Genomic DNA, 14,413 nt, shown 5'->3' with positions numbered 1-14,413 from the left:
ATCCAGAATCTTTCTTCGGGGACAGCCTGGATTGCTTCACTCGCAACGACGGGCAAAGCGTCCGCGCTACGCCGTCAGCCCGCGCTGCCCGGCGAGCTCCTTCAGCGACACCTGCGGCCGCGCGCCGATGTGCTGGATCACTTCGGCGGCCGCGAGCGCGCCGAGCGCGCCGCACTGCTTGTGCGAGAGATCGCGCGAGAGGCCATACAGGAAGCCGGCGGCGAACAGGTCGCCGGCGCCGGTGGTGTCCACGAGTTGCGCGATCGGAGACGCCGGCGCTGCGACGGCCTCTGTTGGCGTCACCACCACGCAGCCTTTGTCGCTGCGCGTGACCACGCCAAGCTTGACGTCGTTGCGCAATTGCTTGAGCGCGGTGTCGAAGTCGGACGTTTCGTAGAGCGAGTGCAGCTCAGACTCGTTGGCAAAGACGATGTCGGCGGTGCCGTTGCGCATCAGGCCCAGAAATTCGTCGCGATAGCGACTGACGCAGAAGGAATCCGACAGCGTGAGCGCGACCTTGCGGCCGGCCTCGTGCGCAATCTTGGCCGCCTTGACGAAGGCCTCCTTGGCCCCCGGCGGATCCCAGAGATAACCCTCGAGATAGACGATGCCGGCGCTGGCGATCTCGGCCGGGTCGATGTCGGCCGGCGACAAATCCTGCGCCGCGCCGAGATAGGTGTTCATGGTGCGCTCGCCGTCGCCCGTGACCAGGATGTAGGAGCAGCCGGTGGCGGGGCCGTCCTTCGCGGCGGGCGTGTTGAAGGCGACGCCGGCAGCGCGGATGTCGTGGACGTAGAGCTTGCCGATCTGGTCGTCCTTGACCTTGCCGACATAGGCGGCGCGCGCCCCCAGGCTGCCGATGCCGACGATGGTGTTGGCGGCCGAGCCGCCCGAAACTTCCGTCGCCGGGCCCATGTCGTTGTAGATGGCGGCGGCCCGCGCCTCGTCGATCAGGGACATGCTGCCCTTGGTCATGCCGTGCTTGCCTAAAAAGGCTTCATCGGTCTTGACCAGCACGTCGAACAGCGCGTTGCCGATGCCGAGAACGTCATATTTCACGTCAGCCATTCACCTTGATCCTGTTTGGCGGATTGCGATACCTGCGGAAATCCGCTTCCTGTCGGTCTGAAATCTGGCTCGCGGCCTATCACGACCGGGCCCGCGCGAGCAAGCAACGGTATTATAACAGCTCCGATGATCCGCTCCTTCCTGACTGTCTCGACGGGAACACTGGCCTCACGACTGCTCGGCTTCGCCCGCGATTCCCTGATCGCGGCGCTGCTCGGCACCGGCGCGGTGGCGGACGCGTTTCTGGCGGCGTTCCAGCTCGTCAATGTGGTGCGGCGCCTGCTCAGCGAGGGCGCCCTGAATGCGGCGCTGATCCCGGCATGGCTGCGCGTTCGTGACCGCGATGGCGAGGCCGCTGCGGCGGCGTTTGCGGGACGCGTACTCGGAACGGTCAGCGCGGGACTGATCGCGATATCGATCGCGATCGCGGTTCTCATGCCGCTGATCATCATGATCATCGCGCCGGGCTTCGTCGGCAGCGCGACGCTCGATCTCACCGTCCAGAGCGCGCGGCTGATGCTGCCTTATCTCGCCTTCGCGGGACCCGTCACGGTGCTGATGGGTCTGCTCAACGCGCAGGGGCGGTTTGCCCTCACCGCGTTCTCGCCGCTGCTGTTCAACATTGCCCTGATCGCCGCGATCGCAGCACTCCTGCTGTGGCACGCCGATGCAACCTTCGCCGCACGGATGCTGGCGGCCATCGTCGGCATCGCCGGCCTGCTACAACTCCTGATGCTGCTGTCGCAGCGAAGTGCACGCCTGGCGGCACCGCTGCGTGCGAGCTTCGACCAGGAAATGCGTGGCTTCTTCGCTAAGGCCATTCCCGGCATGATCGCAGGCTCGGGGCCGCAGTGGCTGATGGTTGCCGGCGCGGTCATCGCCTCGGCCACGCCGGCCGCGGTGTCCTGGCTTTATTTCGCCAACCGCCTGATCGAGCTGCCGCTCGGCATTGTCGGCGTCGCCATGGGCACGGTGCTGGTGCCGGAGCTGACGCGCGCAGTGAGCAGCGGCGACGGTGATGCGGTCGCGCACGCGGAATCGCGCGCGCTCGAACTCGCGACCGGGCTGGCGCTGCCGGCCACGCTGGGCCTGATCGTGCTGGCCGAGCCGATCGTGCGGATGCTGTTCGAACATGGCGCCTTCGGTGCGGAGGACAGCGCGGCCACAGCGCGCGCACTGATGTGGCTGGCGCTGGGCCTGCCGGCGCACGTGCTGATCAAGGCGCTGTCGCCGGCGTTCTATGCCCGCGGCGACACGACGACGCCGCTGCTGGCAACGGCCAAAGGCTTTGTGGTCGCGATCGCGCTTGCCGTCGTGCTCGGGCACTTCTTCGGTGCGACGGGAATCGCCGCGAGCATTGCGGCCGGCGCCTGGAGCAGCGCGATCTCCCTGCTCCGGAAAGGCACGGGCGAATTCGGCTTCTCGGTCGATGCCGCCGCTCGCAAGCGGCTGCCCCGGATCGTGCTCGCCGCAGCCGCCATGGGCGCCCTGCTCTGGCTGACTGTGTATCTTGTGCCTGCCGAGGCCCATGGCCTGATCCGCTTCATTGTGCTGGGCCTGCAGATCGCGGCGGGGATCACCGTCTATGGCCTGCTCCTGCAAGTCCTCGGCGTCGCTTCCTGGCGCGAGGCGGTTAACGCCCTGAGGAAGCCTGCCCCCAAGGCTCCTGACGCGCCATGCTCCTGACGCGCAGGCTCCTGGCGCGTAGGCTCTCGAATTACACTTGACGACGCTCCGCCGCTGTTGGAAACGACGGCCAATGACCTTCAGGAAGGCTTGCCACGAAGGCTTGCCAGGAAGACTAACCATGCCATTCGTTGAACGGGTTTTTTCGGGCGTCCAGCCGACGGGCAATCTGCACCTCGGCAATTATCTCGGCGCGATCGTCAACTTCGTGAAGATGCAGGAAACCCACAACTGCATCTATTGCGTCGTCGACATGCACGCGATCACGCAGGGCGTGGACGTCTGGGGTGGACCGGTCGAGCTCGCGCGCAACACCCGCGAGGTGACCGCGGCGTTCATCGCCAGCGGTATCGATCCGAGCAAGCACATCGTGTTCAACCAGAGCCAGGTCTCGGGCCATGCCGAGCTCGCCTGGATCTTCAACTGCGTCGCGCGCATGGGCTGGCTGGGCCGCATGACCCAGTTCAAGGAAAAAGCCGGCAAGGATCGCGAGAATGCGTCCGTCGGGCTGTTCGACTATCCCGTGCTGATGGCGGCCGACATTCTGCTCTACCGCGCCACCCATGTTCCGGTCGGCGAGGACCAGAAGCAGCATCTCGAACTGTCGCGGGACATCGCGCAAAAATTCAACAACGACTTCGCCGACTCGATCCGCAGCCAGGGCGCCAATGACGGCCTGTTCTTCCCGCTGCCGGAACCCTTAATCACGGGCCCGGCCACGCGCGTGATGAGCTTGCGTGACGGCACCAAGAAGATGTCGAAGTCGGACGCGTCCGATAATTCGCGCATCAATTTGACCGACGACGCCGACACCATCGCGCAGAAGGTGCGCAAGGCCAAGACTGACCCGGAGCCGCTGCCGACCGAGGAGAAGGGACTGGAAGCGCGCCCCGAGGCCGACAATCTCGTCGGTATCTTCGCTGCCCTCTCCGGCCGTTCCAAGGCCGAGGTGCTCAGGGATTTCGGCGGCGGCCAGTTCTCCAGCTTCAAGAACGCGCTGGTGGATTTGTGCGTCACGAAACTCGCGCCGATCGCCGGCGAGATGAAGCGCCTCGTCGCCGACCCCGGCCATATCGACGCGATCCTGAACGACGGCGCCGACCGGGCGCGCGCGATCGCCGATGAGACCATGAAGCTCTCGAAGGACATCGTCGGCTTCATCCGCCGGCGTTGATTCCCGCATTCAGGAAACGCGCCGACGCCACGGCGCCGGCCGCTTCTCCTCTCCCCAAGCGGGACGGAGTGTGGCAGCATGTCGACCGTGCACATTCCGGGACATGCATGACCAGCAAGCGACTTTGCTTCCAGCCGGGTCACAAACCCAAATGCCTCGTCATCGTCGACGACACCGCCGAGTGGGATCGCGCGGTTTATTACGCCAGCCGCTGGGCGATCCGCGCCGGCGGCGGCGTGGTGATGCTCCGCATCATCGAGCCCGACCAGCAGAGCCAGGAATGGCTGGGGGTCGCCGACATCATGCGCGCCGAAGCGCATGAGGCGGCGGAAGCCGCGCTCGACCGCGCTGCCGGCCGCGCCAACGGCATCGCCGCGATCACGCCGGAGCGGGTCATCCGCGAAGGCGGCGCGATGGAGCAGCTGCTGGCGGTTATCGACGAGGACCCCGACATCGCCATGCTGGTGCTCGCCGCGAACCCGGGCGCGGAGGGACCGGGGCCGTTGGTCGCGCTGCTCGCGCATGCGCTGGGCACGTTCCCGGTGCCGGTGACGGTCATTTCGGGCGCGCTGAGTGACCAAAGCGTGGATTCGCTGTCGTAGGTTGCTGCTCTTCACCTCGCATCGCTTGCCTTGGGAGGGAGAAGCGGGCGCCCTAACCCGCTGATATAACAGGTAAACGGCCAGCTCACCCCTTGACCGTGCGTTCGCCGTCGCCATCTGCTAGTGGATAGAGCACGCGCCGGCCTTGAACCGGCGACGTCTGGAGAAAACCATGTTCATTCAAACCGAAGCCACCCCCAATCCCGCCACGCTGAAGTTCATTCCCGGCCGCGTCGTGGTCGACGGCGGTCCGATGGAATTTGCGAACCGCGAATCGGCCGCACGCTCGCCGCTCGCCGAAAAGCTGTTCGACGTGCCCGGCGTCATCGGTGTGTTCTATGGATCGGACTTCATCACCGTGACCAAGGCGAACGGTGAATGGCAGCAGCTCAAGCCCGCGATCCTCGGCGCCATCATGGAGCACTACATGTCCGGCGCGCCGTTGCTCGCCGACGGTGCGGCCGCGAGCAATGTCGATATCGATGACGAGGACGAATTCTTCGACGAGGCCGACGCCGAGACGGTCGACGTGATCAAGGATCTGATCGAGACCCGCGTGCGGCCGGCGGTCGCGAATGACGGCGGCGACATCACTTTCCGCGGCTTCAAGGACGGTATCGTCTATCTCAACATGAAGGGCTCCTGCGCCGGCTGCCCGTCATCGACCGCGACGCTCCAGCACGGCATCCAGAACCTGCTCAAGCATTTCGTGCCCGACGTGGTCGAAGTCCGGCCGATGTAGGCGCGATGGTGGGCACGGCGCAAGTGCGCCTTTGCCTACCCTGCGAGGTCTGACCGGGCACGCGGCATTCACGTTCTTGGAGCGCAAAGGCGTGGATGGCCGGGACAAGCCCGGCCATGACGGCAAGAACATCGGGCATCATGCGATTGCCAATGCTATGATCGCCTTATGCTGATCCTTGCCATCGATACCGCGCTGGAAGCGTGCGCGGCCGCCGTGCTCGACACCGACGCCGGCCAGCTCCTTGCGCAGGAGCAGCTTCTGATGAAGCGCGGCCACGCCGAAGCGCTGATGCCGATGATCGCGCGCGTGATGCTATCAGCCAATCTCGCCTTCACCTCGCTCGATCGCATCGCGGTCACCATGGGCCCCGGAAGTTTCACCGGGCTGCGCGTCGGCATCTCGGCGGCCCGCGGCCTCGCGCTTGCGGCGAAGCGTCCCGCCGTAGGCCTGACTACCTTGTCGGCCTATGCCGCCACCGTGGTCGGCCAGAGCGGAACGGCGCCGGTGATCTCGGCGATTGATGCCCGGCACGATCACGTCTACTTCCAGATCGTGGCCGGCGACGGCAGCCAGCTGGTACGGCCGGGCGTCGCGTCCGTCGACGAGGTGATCGCCGCCTCGCAATTCGGCGCACCGCATCTGGTCGGCAATGCCGCAAAGATCCTCGCGGAGCGCTGGCCGAAAGATATCCCGCAGCCGGTCGCGGTCGACGCGCAGCCCGCGCCTGACATCGGCTGGGTCGCGTGGCTTGGCGCCGCGGCCGATCCCGAGACAAATCCGGCGCGGCCGTTCTATCTGCGCGCGCCCGATGCAAAGCCGGCCGCACACCTGCCGCTTGCAGCACAAGCTGCAAGCTCATGATGAGATGGTTGTCGGAATGGTGGCGCGGCGGCACGGCCGTTGTCGAGCCGGCTGTCGCGCGCGACGTCGCACGGCTCGCGCAGCTTCACGGCGCCTCCTTCGCGCGCGGCTGGGGCGAAGGCGAGTTCGAGAGCATGCTCAGTGAGCGCAACACGCTGGTGCACCGGTTGCGCCTCGGCCGCAGCACGATCGGCTTTGCGGTGTCGCGGATCGGCGCGGACGAAGCGGAAATCCTCTCGATCGCGGTCGACCAGGCCCATCGCGGCCGCGGTCTCTCCCGCACGCTGCTGATGACCCATCTCGGCCACCTGGCCGGACGTGGCGTGCGCACGATATTTCTCGAGGTCGAGGAAAATAACCAGCCCGCGCGGCGGCTCTACGACCGAACCGGATTCATGGTGGTCGGACGCCGCGAACGCTACTATAAGCAGCCGAACGGGGAACAATTGAACGCACTTCTGATGCGACGTGACTTGTCGTAACATTGGTGGCAGAAAGCGCCCCGCTAGGCAGACAAATCTATGACCGTACTGAAACCTTCTTCCGAATCAAAGGCGTCCGGCATCGAGGCGCGCTGTGCCGCAACGGGCATGCGCATGACCGAGCAGCGCCGTGTCATCGCCCGCGTGCTCGCGGAGGCGGTCGATCATCCCGACGTCGAGGAATTATACCGTCGCTGTGTCGCGGTCGACGACAAGATCTCGATCTCGACCGTGTATCGCACCGTCAAATTGTTCGAGGATGCGGGCATCATCGAGCGCCATGATTTCCGCGAAGGCCGCGCGCGTTACGAGCAGATGCGCGACAGCCATCATGACCACCTCATCAACCTGCGCGACGGCAAGGTGATCGAGTTCACCTCCGAGGAAATCGAGAAGCTCCAGGCGGAGATCGCCCGCAAGCTCGGTTACAAGCTGGTCGATCATCGGCTCGAACTCTATTGCGTCCCGCTCGACGACGACAAACCCACATGTTAAGTGCCAATCGATCTCGTCATCTTCGATTGCGACGGCGTGCTCGTGGACAGCGAGGTGATCTCCTGTCGCGCGCATGCGGATGTGCTGTCCAGGCACGGTTATCCAATTACCTCGGATCAGGTGTTCGAGCGCTTTCTCGGCCGCTCGACGCGGCAAGCCAATCTCGATATCGAGACCGAGCTCGGCCGCAAGCTGCCCGAAGCCTATCACGGCGACCTGCAGGACGAGCTGTTCCGCGCGTTCGAAGCCGACCTTGAGGCGATCCGCGGCATTCGCGACGTGCTTGACGTCATCAACCAGCGCGTCTGCGTCGCCTCGAGCGGCTCGCATCAGCGCATGCGCGTGAGCCTGGGAAGCACGGGCCTCCACGAGCGCCTCGCGCCAAATATCTTCTCGGCTTCCCAGGTGAAGAACGGCAAGCCGGCACCGGACCTGTTCCTGTTCGCAGCGAACGAGATGGGCGTGCCGCCCGAGCGCTGCGTCGTGATCGAGGACAGCCTGGCCGGAATTGCCGGCGCGCGGGCGGCCGGGATGACGGTGTTCGGCTTTCACGGCGGGAGCCATTGCCGCGAGGGCCATGCCGAAACATTGCATCGGGCCGGCGCCGACCTGCTCTTTGCCGACATGCATCAGCTGCCGGAGCTGGTCCGGCGGGTCGCGGCGGACGCCTTGGCGGGTTGATTTCGGCCATCTGGCGTCAGTCCCGAGGGACGCGTCCAGCGCGTGAACCGGGAATCCGGAGGTTTTAGGTGGAGATTTGGGGCTTGCTTGGCTTGCGGCGCCCCGAAATGCCTTTGATGGACCCATTCGCTGGATTTTCGCCGCTCCAGCCTATATTTGAGGGCTGTCCTCCACCTCAACTCCGGGTTCCATGACGCCGCCGCGCAAGCTGCACATCAAATCATATGGCTGCCAGATGAACGTCTACGATGCCCAGCGCATGGTGGACACGCTGGCGCCGGAAGGATTCGTGGAGACGGCCAGCGCTGATGACGCCGACCTCGTCATCCTCAACACCTGCCATATCCGCGAGAAGGCCTCGGAGAAGGTCTACTCGGAGCTCGGCCGGCTGCGCATCGCCAAGGACGAGGCTGCGCGCGCGGGCCGCACCATGCAGATCGCGGTCGCGGGCTGCGTGGCGCAGGCCGAGGGCGAGGAGATCGTGCGCCGTGCACCCGCGGTCGACGTCGTGGTCGGCCCGCAGAGCTATCATCATTTGCCGCAGCTGTTGAAGCGCGCCGGCAATGAAGGCCGTGCGATCGAGACCGAATTTCCGGCCGCGAACAAGTTCGGCTTCCTCGCCCAGCCCAAGCCCGACGCGATCCGCGCCCGCGGCATTTCCGCCTTCGTCACGGTCCAGGAGGGCTGTGACCAGTTCTGCACCTTCTGCGTCGTGCCGTACACGCGAGGTTCGGAAGTCTCGCGCCCGGTGGCAAAGATCGTCGACGACGTGAGGCGGCTCGCCGACAACGGCGTGCGCGAGCTCACGCTGATCGGCCAGAACGTCAACGCCTATCACGGCGAGGGGCCGGACGGAAAAAGCTGGCCGCTCGGCAGACTGCTGGAGCACCTCGCGGCGCTCCCGGGCGTCGCGCGGCTGCGCTATTCGACCAGCCATCCCCGCGACGTCGATGACAGTTTGATTGCAGCCCATCGCGATCTCGGCGAGCTGATGCCGTTCGTGCACCTGCCGGTCCAGTCGGGCTCGGACCGGATTTTGGCGGCCATGAACCGGAAACATACCGCCGATGATTATCGGCGTGTTGTCGACCGTTTCCGGTCCGCGCGCCAAGACATTGCTTTTTCATCGGATTTTATCGTCGGCTTCCCCGGCGAGAGCGAGCAAGATTTTCTCGCGACACTCGCGCTTGTCGCGCAAATCGGCTACGCTGCGGCGTATTCGTTCAAATACTCCGCCCGGCCGGGAACGCCGGCCGCGGACATGCAGGAGACGGTGTCCCCAGCCGAGATGGACCAGCGATTGGAGCGGCTCCAGGAACTGATCGACAGCCAGCAATCGGCCTTCAACAAGGCTGCGATTGGCTCAACGGTCGACGTGCTGTTCGAACGCCCGGCCCGCAAGGACGGCCAGATCGTCGGCCGCACCGCGTTCCTCCAGCCCGCGCACGTGATGGCCTCGCCCGACATCATCGGACAAATCCTGCCGGTCCGGATCGACAGTCTCGAACGCTACAGCTTTCTCGGCGAGCTCGTGACGCCGCGCAACGCGCGCGAGCCCGCTTTATCGCAAGCCAGTGGAGCCTGAACCCTTGCCCAAAAGCGCATCGGATTCGTCTTCTTCTATCGCTCCCAGCCGCAAATTTGACCGCGACATGCAGGTTCCACCCGAGACCCAGGTCGTCATCGACTTCGACGACAATCGCGCCGCATCCGCGCTGGTCGGCCCCTACGGCCAGCATCTGGCGCAGATCGAGCGGCGGCTCGGCGTCGTCGTCGATTCCAAGGGCAACCACATCACCATCGGCGGCTCACGCGACGGCTGCGATGCCGCGCGCCGCGTGCTGGAGACGCTCTACGCACAGGCCGTGAAGGGACAGGATCTCGACCAGGGCGAGGTCGAGGGCGCGATCCGCGCCGTGATCGCGCAGGGTTCGCTGTTCGAGTTCGACGCCAAGTCGGCCAAATCCACCTTCGACAGCATCAATTTGCGCAAGCGCCCGGTGCGCGCGCGCACGGCGGCACAGGATTCCTACATTCGCGCGCTGAAGCGCCACGAGCTGGTGTTCGGCATCGGCCCCGCGGGCACGGGCAAGACCTGGCTCGCGGTCGCGCATGCCGCGCAACTGTTCGAGCGCAAGGAAGTCGACAAGATCATCCTGTCGCGCCCGGCGGTGGAAGCCGGCGAGCGGCTCGGCTTCTTGCCCGGCGATCTCCGCGAGAAGGTCGATCCTTATCTGCGCCCGATCTACGATGCGCTCTACGACCTCATGGATGCGCGCATCGTCGAGCGCGCGCTGCAGACCGGCGAAATCGAGATCGCGCCGCTCGCCTTCATGCGCGGCCGCACGCTGACCAACGCGGCCATCATCCTGGACGAGGCGCAGAACACCACGTCGATGCAGATGAAGATGTTTTTGACGCGTCTCGGCGAGAACAGCCGCATGATCGTGACAGGCGATCCCTCGCAGATCGATCTGCCGAACGGCCAGACCTCGGGTCTCGCCGAGGCGACGCGCCTGCTGAGCGGCGTCGAAGGCATTGCGCAAGTTCATTTCAAGGCCGAGGACGTGATTCGCCACGAACTCGTGGCGCGGATCGTTTCTGCCTACGAAGGCTTGCCGCAGCGGCCGGCCGCCGGCAACAAATCCTGACGGGACAACAGCCGGACCATAGCGGGCACAGACACGGCGCCCCTTCGTTCCGAACAAAGACAATGTCACACCCCAATCTTCCCAATACCGAGGTCCTCGTCGTCGCCGATTGCTGGCAGAGCGAGCCCGATTCCGAAGCCGTGATCCAGCGCGCCGTGGCGGCCGCCGCCGAGAATGTCGACGAAGACGTTGCGGAGGCGGAACTGGCGGTGATGCTGACCGATGATGTCGGCATCCGCACCCTGAACAGCAACTGGCGCGGCATCGACAAGCCGACCAACGTGCTGTCGTTTCCCGCGCTCCAGCCGGAAGGCGAATGGAAACCAGGCGATGCGCCGCGCATGCTCGGCGACATCGCGATCGCCTACGAGACCATGCGGCGTGAGGCGGACGAGGAACAGAAACCGTTCGATCATCATTTAAGCCATCTCGCCGTGCATGGTTTCCTGCACCTGGTCGGCTACGACCACGAAAACGAAGACGACGCGGAAGAAATGGAAGCGCTGGAGCGGGAGATCCTGGCTCATCTCGGCATTCCCGACCCCTACGCAGACCGCCCGGGGACGCATTGAGATGCCGGATTCCGACCCAATTCACGACAATCCGCGCAACACGGCCAATTTGCCGGCCGTGGTGACCTCAGGCGAGGTGATGCGCCCAAGCGCAGACGGCTGGCTGCTGCGCGCCATCCGGACCTTGTTCGGCTGGAAGGCGGGTTCGGTGCGCGACGACCTTCAGGTCGTGCTCGACGCCACTACGCCCGACGACACCGGCTTCTCGACCGTCGAGCGCACCATGCTGCGCAACATCCTCGGCCTGCACGAGCGCCGCATCGCCGACGTCATGGTGCATCGCGCCGACATCATCGCGGTGAAGCGCGACATCCCGCTCGGCGAGTTGATGGACCGGTTCGAGAGCGCCGGCCATTCGCGCCTCGTGGTCTACAACGAGACGCTCGACGATCCCGTCGGCATCGTCCACATCCGCGATTTACTCGCCTTCATGACCGCGCGCGCGCGCGTGTCGGGGGTCACCAAAACCAAGCGCAAGAAACCGCTGCCGGCCGGGCTCGATCTGCGTACGGTCGATCTCGCGCTGCCGCTCGAAGAAGCGCGCATCATCCGCAAGCTGCTCTACGTGCCGCCGTCGATGCGGGCGATCGATCTGCTCGCGCAGATGCAGGCCACCCGCATCCATCTGGCGCTGGTGGTCGACGAATATGGCGGCAGCGACGGGCTGGTCTCGCTCGAGGACATCGTCGAGCAGATCGTCGGCGAGATCGACGACGAGCATGACAGCGACGAGCCGCCCTCGATCGTGCGGCTGCCCGACAACGCCTTCATCGCCGATGCCCGCGCCAGCCTCGACGACGTCCGCACCGTGATCGGCCAGGACTTCGTCACCGGGGAGGCCGGCGAGGAAGTGGAGACGCTGGGCGGCTATCTCGTCAGCTTCGTCGGGCGCCTGCCGGTGCGCGGCGAGGTGATCTCGGGCCCCGGCCATTACGAGATCGAGGTGCTCGATGCCGACCCGCGCCGCGTCAAGCGATTGCGGATTTCGACGCGGAAGGAGCGTCCCGCACCACGCACCCAGCGCGAGAGCCGGCGCCGCGAGACTGCGCCGGATGGCAGCCAGCCGACGGCCAGCGACACCCCCACCCCGCCGCCAAGCGACGGGACCGGTCCGCAGTGAGCCCACTCCAGCGACTTCGCCAGATCGCGCTTGCCATTATCCTCACCTGGGGATGGAAGCGCGCGCTCGTCGCGATGGCGGCCGGGGCGCTCTCGGTGCTGGCGCTGGCGCCGTTCAACGCCTTCCCGGTGCTGTTCATCACGTTCCCGGTGCTGGTCTGGCTGATCGATGGCGCCGGCGCCGGACGATATGGCGGCGTCCCCGCGGCGGCGCTGACCGGCTATTGGTTCGGACTGGGCTATTTCGTCCCCGGCCTTTATTGGATCGGTTACGCCTTCTTCGTCGACGCCGATGTGTTCGCCTGGCTGACGCCGTTCGCCGTGCTGGGCCTGCCGGCCTATCTTTCCATCTTCACGGCGATGGGCTTTGCGCTCGCCCGCCTGCTCTGGACCAAGAACGCCACGCGCGTGCTTGCGCTTGCGGCAAGCCTCACCATCACCGAATGGCTACGCGGTCACGCGCTGACCGGCTTTCCCTGGAACGCGTTCGGCTACGCGCTGTCCGAGCCGCTGCCGCTGGCACAAACGGCCTCGCTGATCGGCCTGTGGGGCATGACGTTCCTGGCGGTTGCGATCTTCGCGAGCCCTGCAACGCTGATCGACCGCACGCCCGATCGCCGCCTGGCGTGGCGCGTGCCGGCCGCGGCCGTGGCGCTCCTGCTTGTCATGAGCATCTTCGGCGCGATTCGCCTGTCGCTGTATCCGACCACCATGGTCGCGGGCATCAAGCTGCGCCTGATGCAGCCGGATCTCCAGCAAGACGCGAAATTCAACTACGCCGCCAAGGCGGAGGTGATGAAGAAATATCTGGCCTTGTCGGATCGCGCCTCCGGACCGCAATCGACCGGCGTACGCGATGCCACCATCCTGATCTGGCCGGAATCTGCGTTTCCGTTCTTCCTGACCCGCGAAGCCGATGCGATGGCGCAAATTGCCGAGCTTCTGCCCAGGGGCACGGTACTGATCACGGGCTCGGTCCGCGCGCCCGACCTGCCGCGAGGCACGCCGATCACCCGCGCCTATAATTCGATCTACGTGATCGACCACGACGCCAGCGTGCTCGCGGTGTACGACAAGCTGCATCTGGTGCCGTTTGGCGAATTTCTTCCGTACCAAGGCCTGATGGAGAAGCTCGGCTTTGAGCAACTCACGCGTGTGCGCGGCGGCTTCATTCCAGGCACCGTGCGCCATGCGCTGCCGGTCCCCGGCGCGCCGCCCGCGCTGCCGCTGATCTGCTACGAAGCAATCTTTCCCGGCGAGGTGGCTGGACGCAATGAGCGTCCGGGCTGGATCGTGAATCTCACCAATGACGGCTGGTTCGGTATCTCGACCGGCCCCTATCAACACCTGGAGCAGGCGCGGATGCGCGCGATCGAGCTCGGATTGCCGCTGGTCCGCTCCGCGAATACCGGCGTCTCCGCGGTAGTCGATCCGGTGGGACGCACCGTCGCCAGTCTCGGTCTCGGAATCGAGGGCATATTGGACGCAAACCTGCCCGCCGCGATCCCGCCGACGGTCTATGCGCGGGTGGGCGATGTGCCCGCGGCCATGCTCGTCGCGCTGGCCATATTTCTGGCGGTCCGCCGACGTGTTGCCAAACGGCACCCTTGATCACGCCGTCGCGGCCGGAAACTTTTGACAACCGTAGTCCCACGGTTGACAGACTGCACGCGGCCTCCTCATTCTGCACCATCTGCAAAAGACAGTGGGCATTGCTAAATTTCTCCGCAATGTTTCTCAATAACAGGGTTTGATTTTGACGGTGCTGACACCTGAGGCATTCCTGATTGCGCCGAAGGTGATGTTTGGAGGGCTGAGGAAATGTCGAAAGCGCCCAACCCTGTTGACAAATATGTCGGCAGTCGCGTGCGGATGCGCCGCATCATGTTGGGCATGAGCCAGGAAAAGCTCGGTGAAGCTTTGGGGCTGACTTTCCAGCAGGTCCAGAAATACGAGAAGGGCACCAACCGGGTCGGCGCGAGCCGCATCCAGCAAATTGCCGAGATTCTCCAGGTGCCGGTGTCGTTCCTGTTCGAGGGCGGTCCGAGCGGCGTGCCGGGTCCGGATGGCTTCAGCGAAGGCGCATCGCCGTCTTACGTCTCGGACTTCCTCGCGACTTCCGAAGGACTCGCTTTGACCAAGGCGTTCACGCGAATCACCGATTCGAAAATGCGCCGCTCGATCGTCGATCTCGTCGAGCAGATCGCGGCCCGCGAAGGCCCTGACAAGCGCTGACAAGCGCTGACGCGCCGTCTCAATCGGATTTGAGACTGCGTC

General features: G+C 65.2%; 15 protein-coding genes. 14 read left to right on the top strand and 1 reads right to left on the bottom strand.

The window, feature by feature from the left end:
* Positions 1-66 precede the first annotated feature (66 nt).
* A complete protein-coding gene (locus IVB27_RS17160) occupies positions 67-1,068 on the bottom strand; it encodes an adenosine kinase (protein WP_247352882.1) in 1,002 nt (333 codons plus the stop codon).
* Between the two features lie 126 nt (positions 1,069-1,194).
* On the opposite strand from IVB27_RS17160, the gene murJ reads away from it, so the two are divergent.
* The 14 genes from murJ (at position 1,195) to IVB27_RS17090 (ending at position 14,371) form a co-directional block, all read left to right on the top strand.
* Complete coding sequence (gene murJ / locus IVB27_RS17155; RefSeq protein WP_247444575.1) at positions 1,195-2,754, top strand: murein biosynthesis integral membrane protein MurJ; 1,560 nt, start codon at positions 1,195-1,197, stop codon at positions 2,752-2,754.
* 121 nt (positions 2,755-2,875) lie between these two features.
* A complete protein-coding gene (trpS, locus tag IVB27_RS17150; protein ID WP_247444574.1) occupies positions 2,876-3,928 on the top strand; it encodes a tryptophan--tRNA ligase in 1,053 nt (350 codons plus the stop codon).
* Positions 3,929-4,035: 107 nt separating this feature from the next.
* Positions 4,036-4,530: a universal stress protein gene (locus IVB27_RS17145; RefSeq protein ID WP_247352877.1), complete on the top strand. Its 495-nt coding sequence runs from the start codon at positions 4,036-4,038 to the stop codon at positions 4,528-4,530.
* Positions 4,531-4,702: 172 nt separating this feature from the next.
* A complete protein-coding gene (locus IVB27_RS17140; RefSeq protein ID WP_247444573.1) occupies positions 4,703-5,272 on the top strand; it encodes a NifU family protein in 570 nt (189 codons plus the stop codon).
* A gap of 168 nt (positions 5,273-5,440) precedes the next feature.
* Positions 5,441-6,136 (top strand): tRNA (adenosine(37)-N6)-threonylcarbamoyltransferase complex dimerization subunit type 1 TsaB, encoded by a 696-nt coding sequence (tsaB, locus tag IVB27_RS17135; protein ID WP_247352873.1) that lies wholly within the window; start codon positions 5,441-5,443, stop codon positions 6,134-6,136.
* Positions 6,133-6,618: a ribosomal protein S18-alanine N-acetyltransferase gene (gene rimI, locus IVB27_RS17130; RefSeq protein WP_247352871.1), complete on the top strand. Its 486-nt coding sequence runs from the start codon at positions 6,133-6,135 to the stop codon at positions 6,616-6,618. The genes tsaB and rimI overlap by 4 nt, the downstream gene beginning before the upstream one ends.
* A 39-nt stretch (positions 6,619-6,657) precedes the next feature.
* A complete protein-coding gene (locus IVB27_RS17125) occupies positions 6,658-7,113 on the top strand; it encodes a Fur family transcriptional regulator (RefSeq protein ID WP_247444572.1) in 456 nt (151 codons plus the stop codon).
* Positions 7,114-7,794, top strand: a complete 681-nt coding sequence (locus IVB27_RS17120) for an HAD family hydrolase (protein ID WP_247444571.1) — start codon at positions 7,114-7,116, stop codon at positions 7,792-7,794.
* Between the two features lie 190 nt (positions 7,795-7,984).
* On the top strand, positions 7,985-9,379 hold the full coding sequence (miaB, locus tag IVB27_RS17115) for a tRNA (N6-isopentenyl adenosine(37)-C2)-methylthiotransferase MiaB (RefSeq protein WP_247444570.1): 1,395 nt from the start codon (positions 7,985-7,987) through the stop codon (positions 9,377-9,379).
* A gap of 4 nt (positions 9,380-9,383) precedes the next feature.
* Positions 9,384-10,445: a PhoH family protein gene (locus IVB27_RS17110; protein ID WP_247352864.1), complete on the top strand. Its 1,062-nt coding sequence runs from the start codon at positions 9,384-9,386 to the stop codon at positions 10,443-10,445.
* A 62-nt stretch (positions 10,446-10,507) separates the two neighbouring features.
* Positions 10,508-11,017: an rRNA maturation RNase YbeY gene (gene ybeY / locus IVB27_RS17105; protein WP_247444569.1), complete on the top strand. Its 510-nt coding sequence runs from the start codon at positions 10,508-10,510 to the stop codon at positions 11,015-11,017.
* 1 nt (position 11,018) lies between these two features.
* Entirely contained in the window at positions 11,019-12,137 is a 1,119-nt protein-coding gene (locus IVB27_RS17100; protein WP_247352860.1) for a hemolysin family protein, read from the top strand.
* Positions 12,134-13,747 carry an apolipoprotein N-acyltransferase gene (lnt, locus tag IVB27_RS17095; RefSeq protein ID WP_247444568.1) on the top strand — a complete coding sequence of 538 codons (1,614 nt, stop codon included), beginning with the start codon at positions 12,134-12,136 and terminating at the stop codon, positions 13,745-13,747. The genes IVB27_RS17100 and lnt overlap by 4 nt, the downstream gene beginning before the upstream one ends.
* A gap of 210 nt (positions 13,748-13,957) precedes the next feature.
* Positions 13,958-14,371, top strand: coding sequence for a helix-turn-helix domain-containing protein (locus tag IVB27_RS17090; RefSeq protein ID WP_007603895.1), 414 nt, complete (start codon positions 13,958-13,960; stop codon positions 14,369-14,371).
* The last annotated feature ends 42 nt before the right edge of the window (positions 14,372-14,413 follow it).

This window comes from Bradyrhizobium sp. 197, assembly GCF_023073375.1.
GTDB lineage: Bacteria > Pseudomonadota > Alphaproteobacteria > Rhizobiales > Xanthobacteraceae > Bradyrhizobium.
The sequence above is the reverse complement of the archived record's forward strand: the minus strand, read 5'-3'. Positions and strand labels throughout refer to the sequence as shown.

Bases quoted from the DNA above. Each gene is read 5' to 3' on its own strand.
- murJ (WP_247444575.1), top strand. From the start codon at position 1,195: ATGATCCGCTCCTTCCTGACTGTCTCGACGGGAACACTGGCCTCACGA.
- tsaB (WP_247352873.1), top strand. From the start codon at position 5,441: ATGCTGATCCTTGCCATCGATACCGCGCTGGAAGCGTGCGCGGCCGCC.
- IVB27_RS17160 (WP_247352882.1), bottom strand. From the start codon at position 1,068: ATGGCTGACGTGAAATATGACGTTCTCGGCATCGGCAACGCGCTGTTC.
- ybeY (WP_247444569.1), top strand. From the start codon at position 10,508: ATGTCACACCCCAATCTTCCCAATACCGAGGTCCTCGTCGTCGCCGAT.
- rimI (WP_247352871.1), top strand. From the start codon at position 6,133: ATGATGAGATGGTTGTCGGAATGGTGGCGCGGCGGCACGGCCGTTGTC.
- IVB27_RS17090 (WP_007603895.1), top strand. From the start codon at position 13,958: ATGTCGAAAGCGCCCAACCCTGTTGACAAATATGTCGGCAGTCGCGTG.
- IVB27_RS17145 (WP_247352877.1), top strand. From the start codon at position 4,036: ATGACCAGCAAGCGACTTTGCTTCCAGCCGGGTCACAAACCCAAATGC.
- IVB27_RS17100 (WP_247352860.1), top strand. From the start codon at position 11,019: ATGCCGGATTCCGACCCAATTCACGACAATCCGCGCAACACGGCCAAT.
- miaB (WP_247444570.1), top strand. From the start codon at position 7,985: ATGACGCCGCCGCGCAAGCTGCACATCAAATCATATGGCTGCCAGATG.
- trpS (WP_247444574.1), top strand. From the start codon at position 2,876: ATGCCATTCGTTGAACGGGTTTTTTCGGGCGTCCAGCCGACGGGCAAT.
- IVB27_RS17140 (WP_247444573.1), top strand. From the start codon at position 4,703: ATGTTCATTCAAACCGAAGCCACCCCCAATCCCGCCACGCTGAAGTTC.
- IVB27_RS17125 (WP_247444572.1), top strand. From the start codon at position 6,658: ATGACCGTACTGAAACCTTCTTCCGAATCAAAGGCGTCCGGCATCGAG.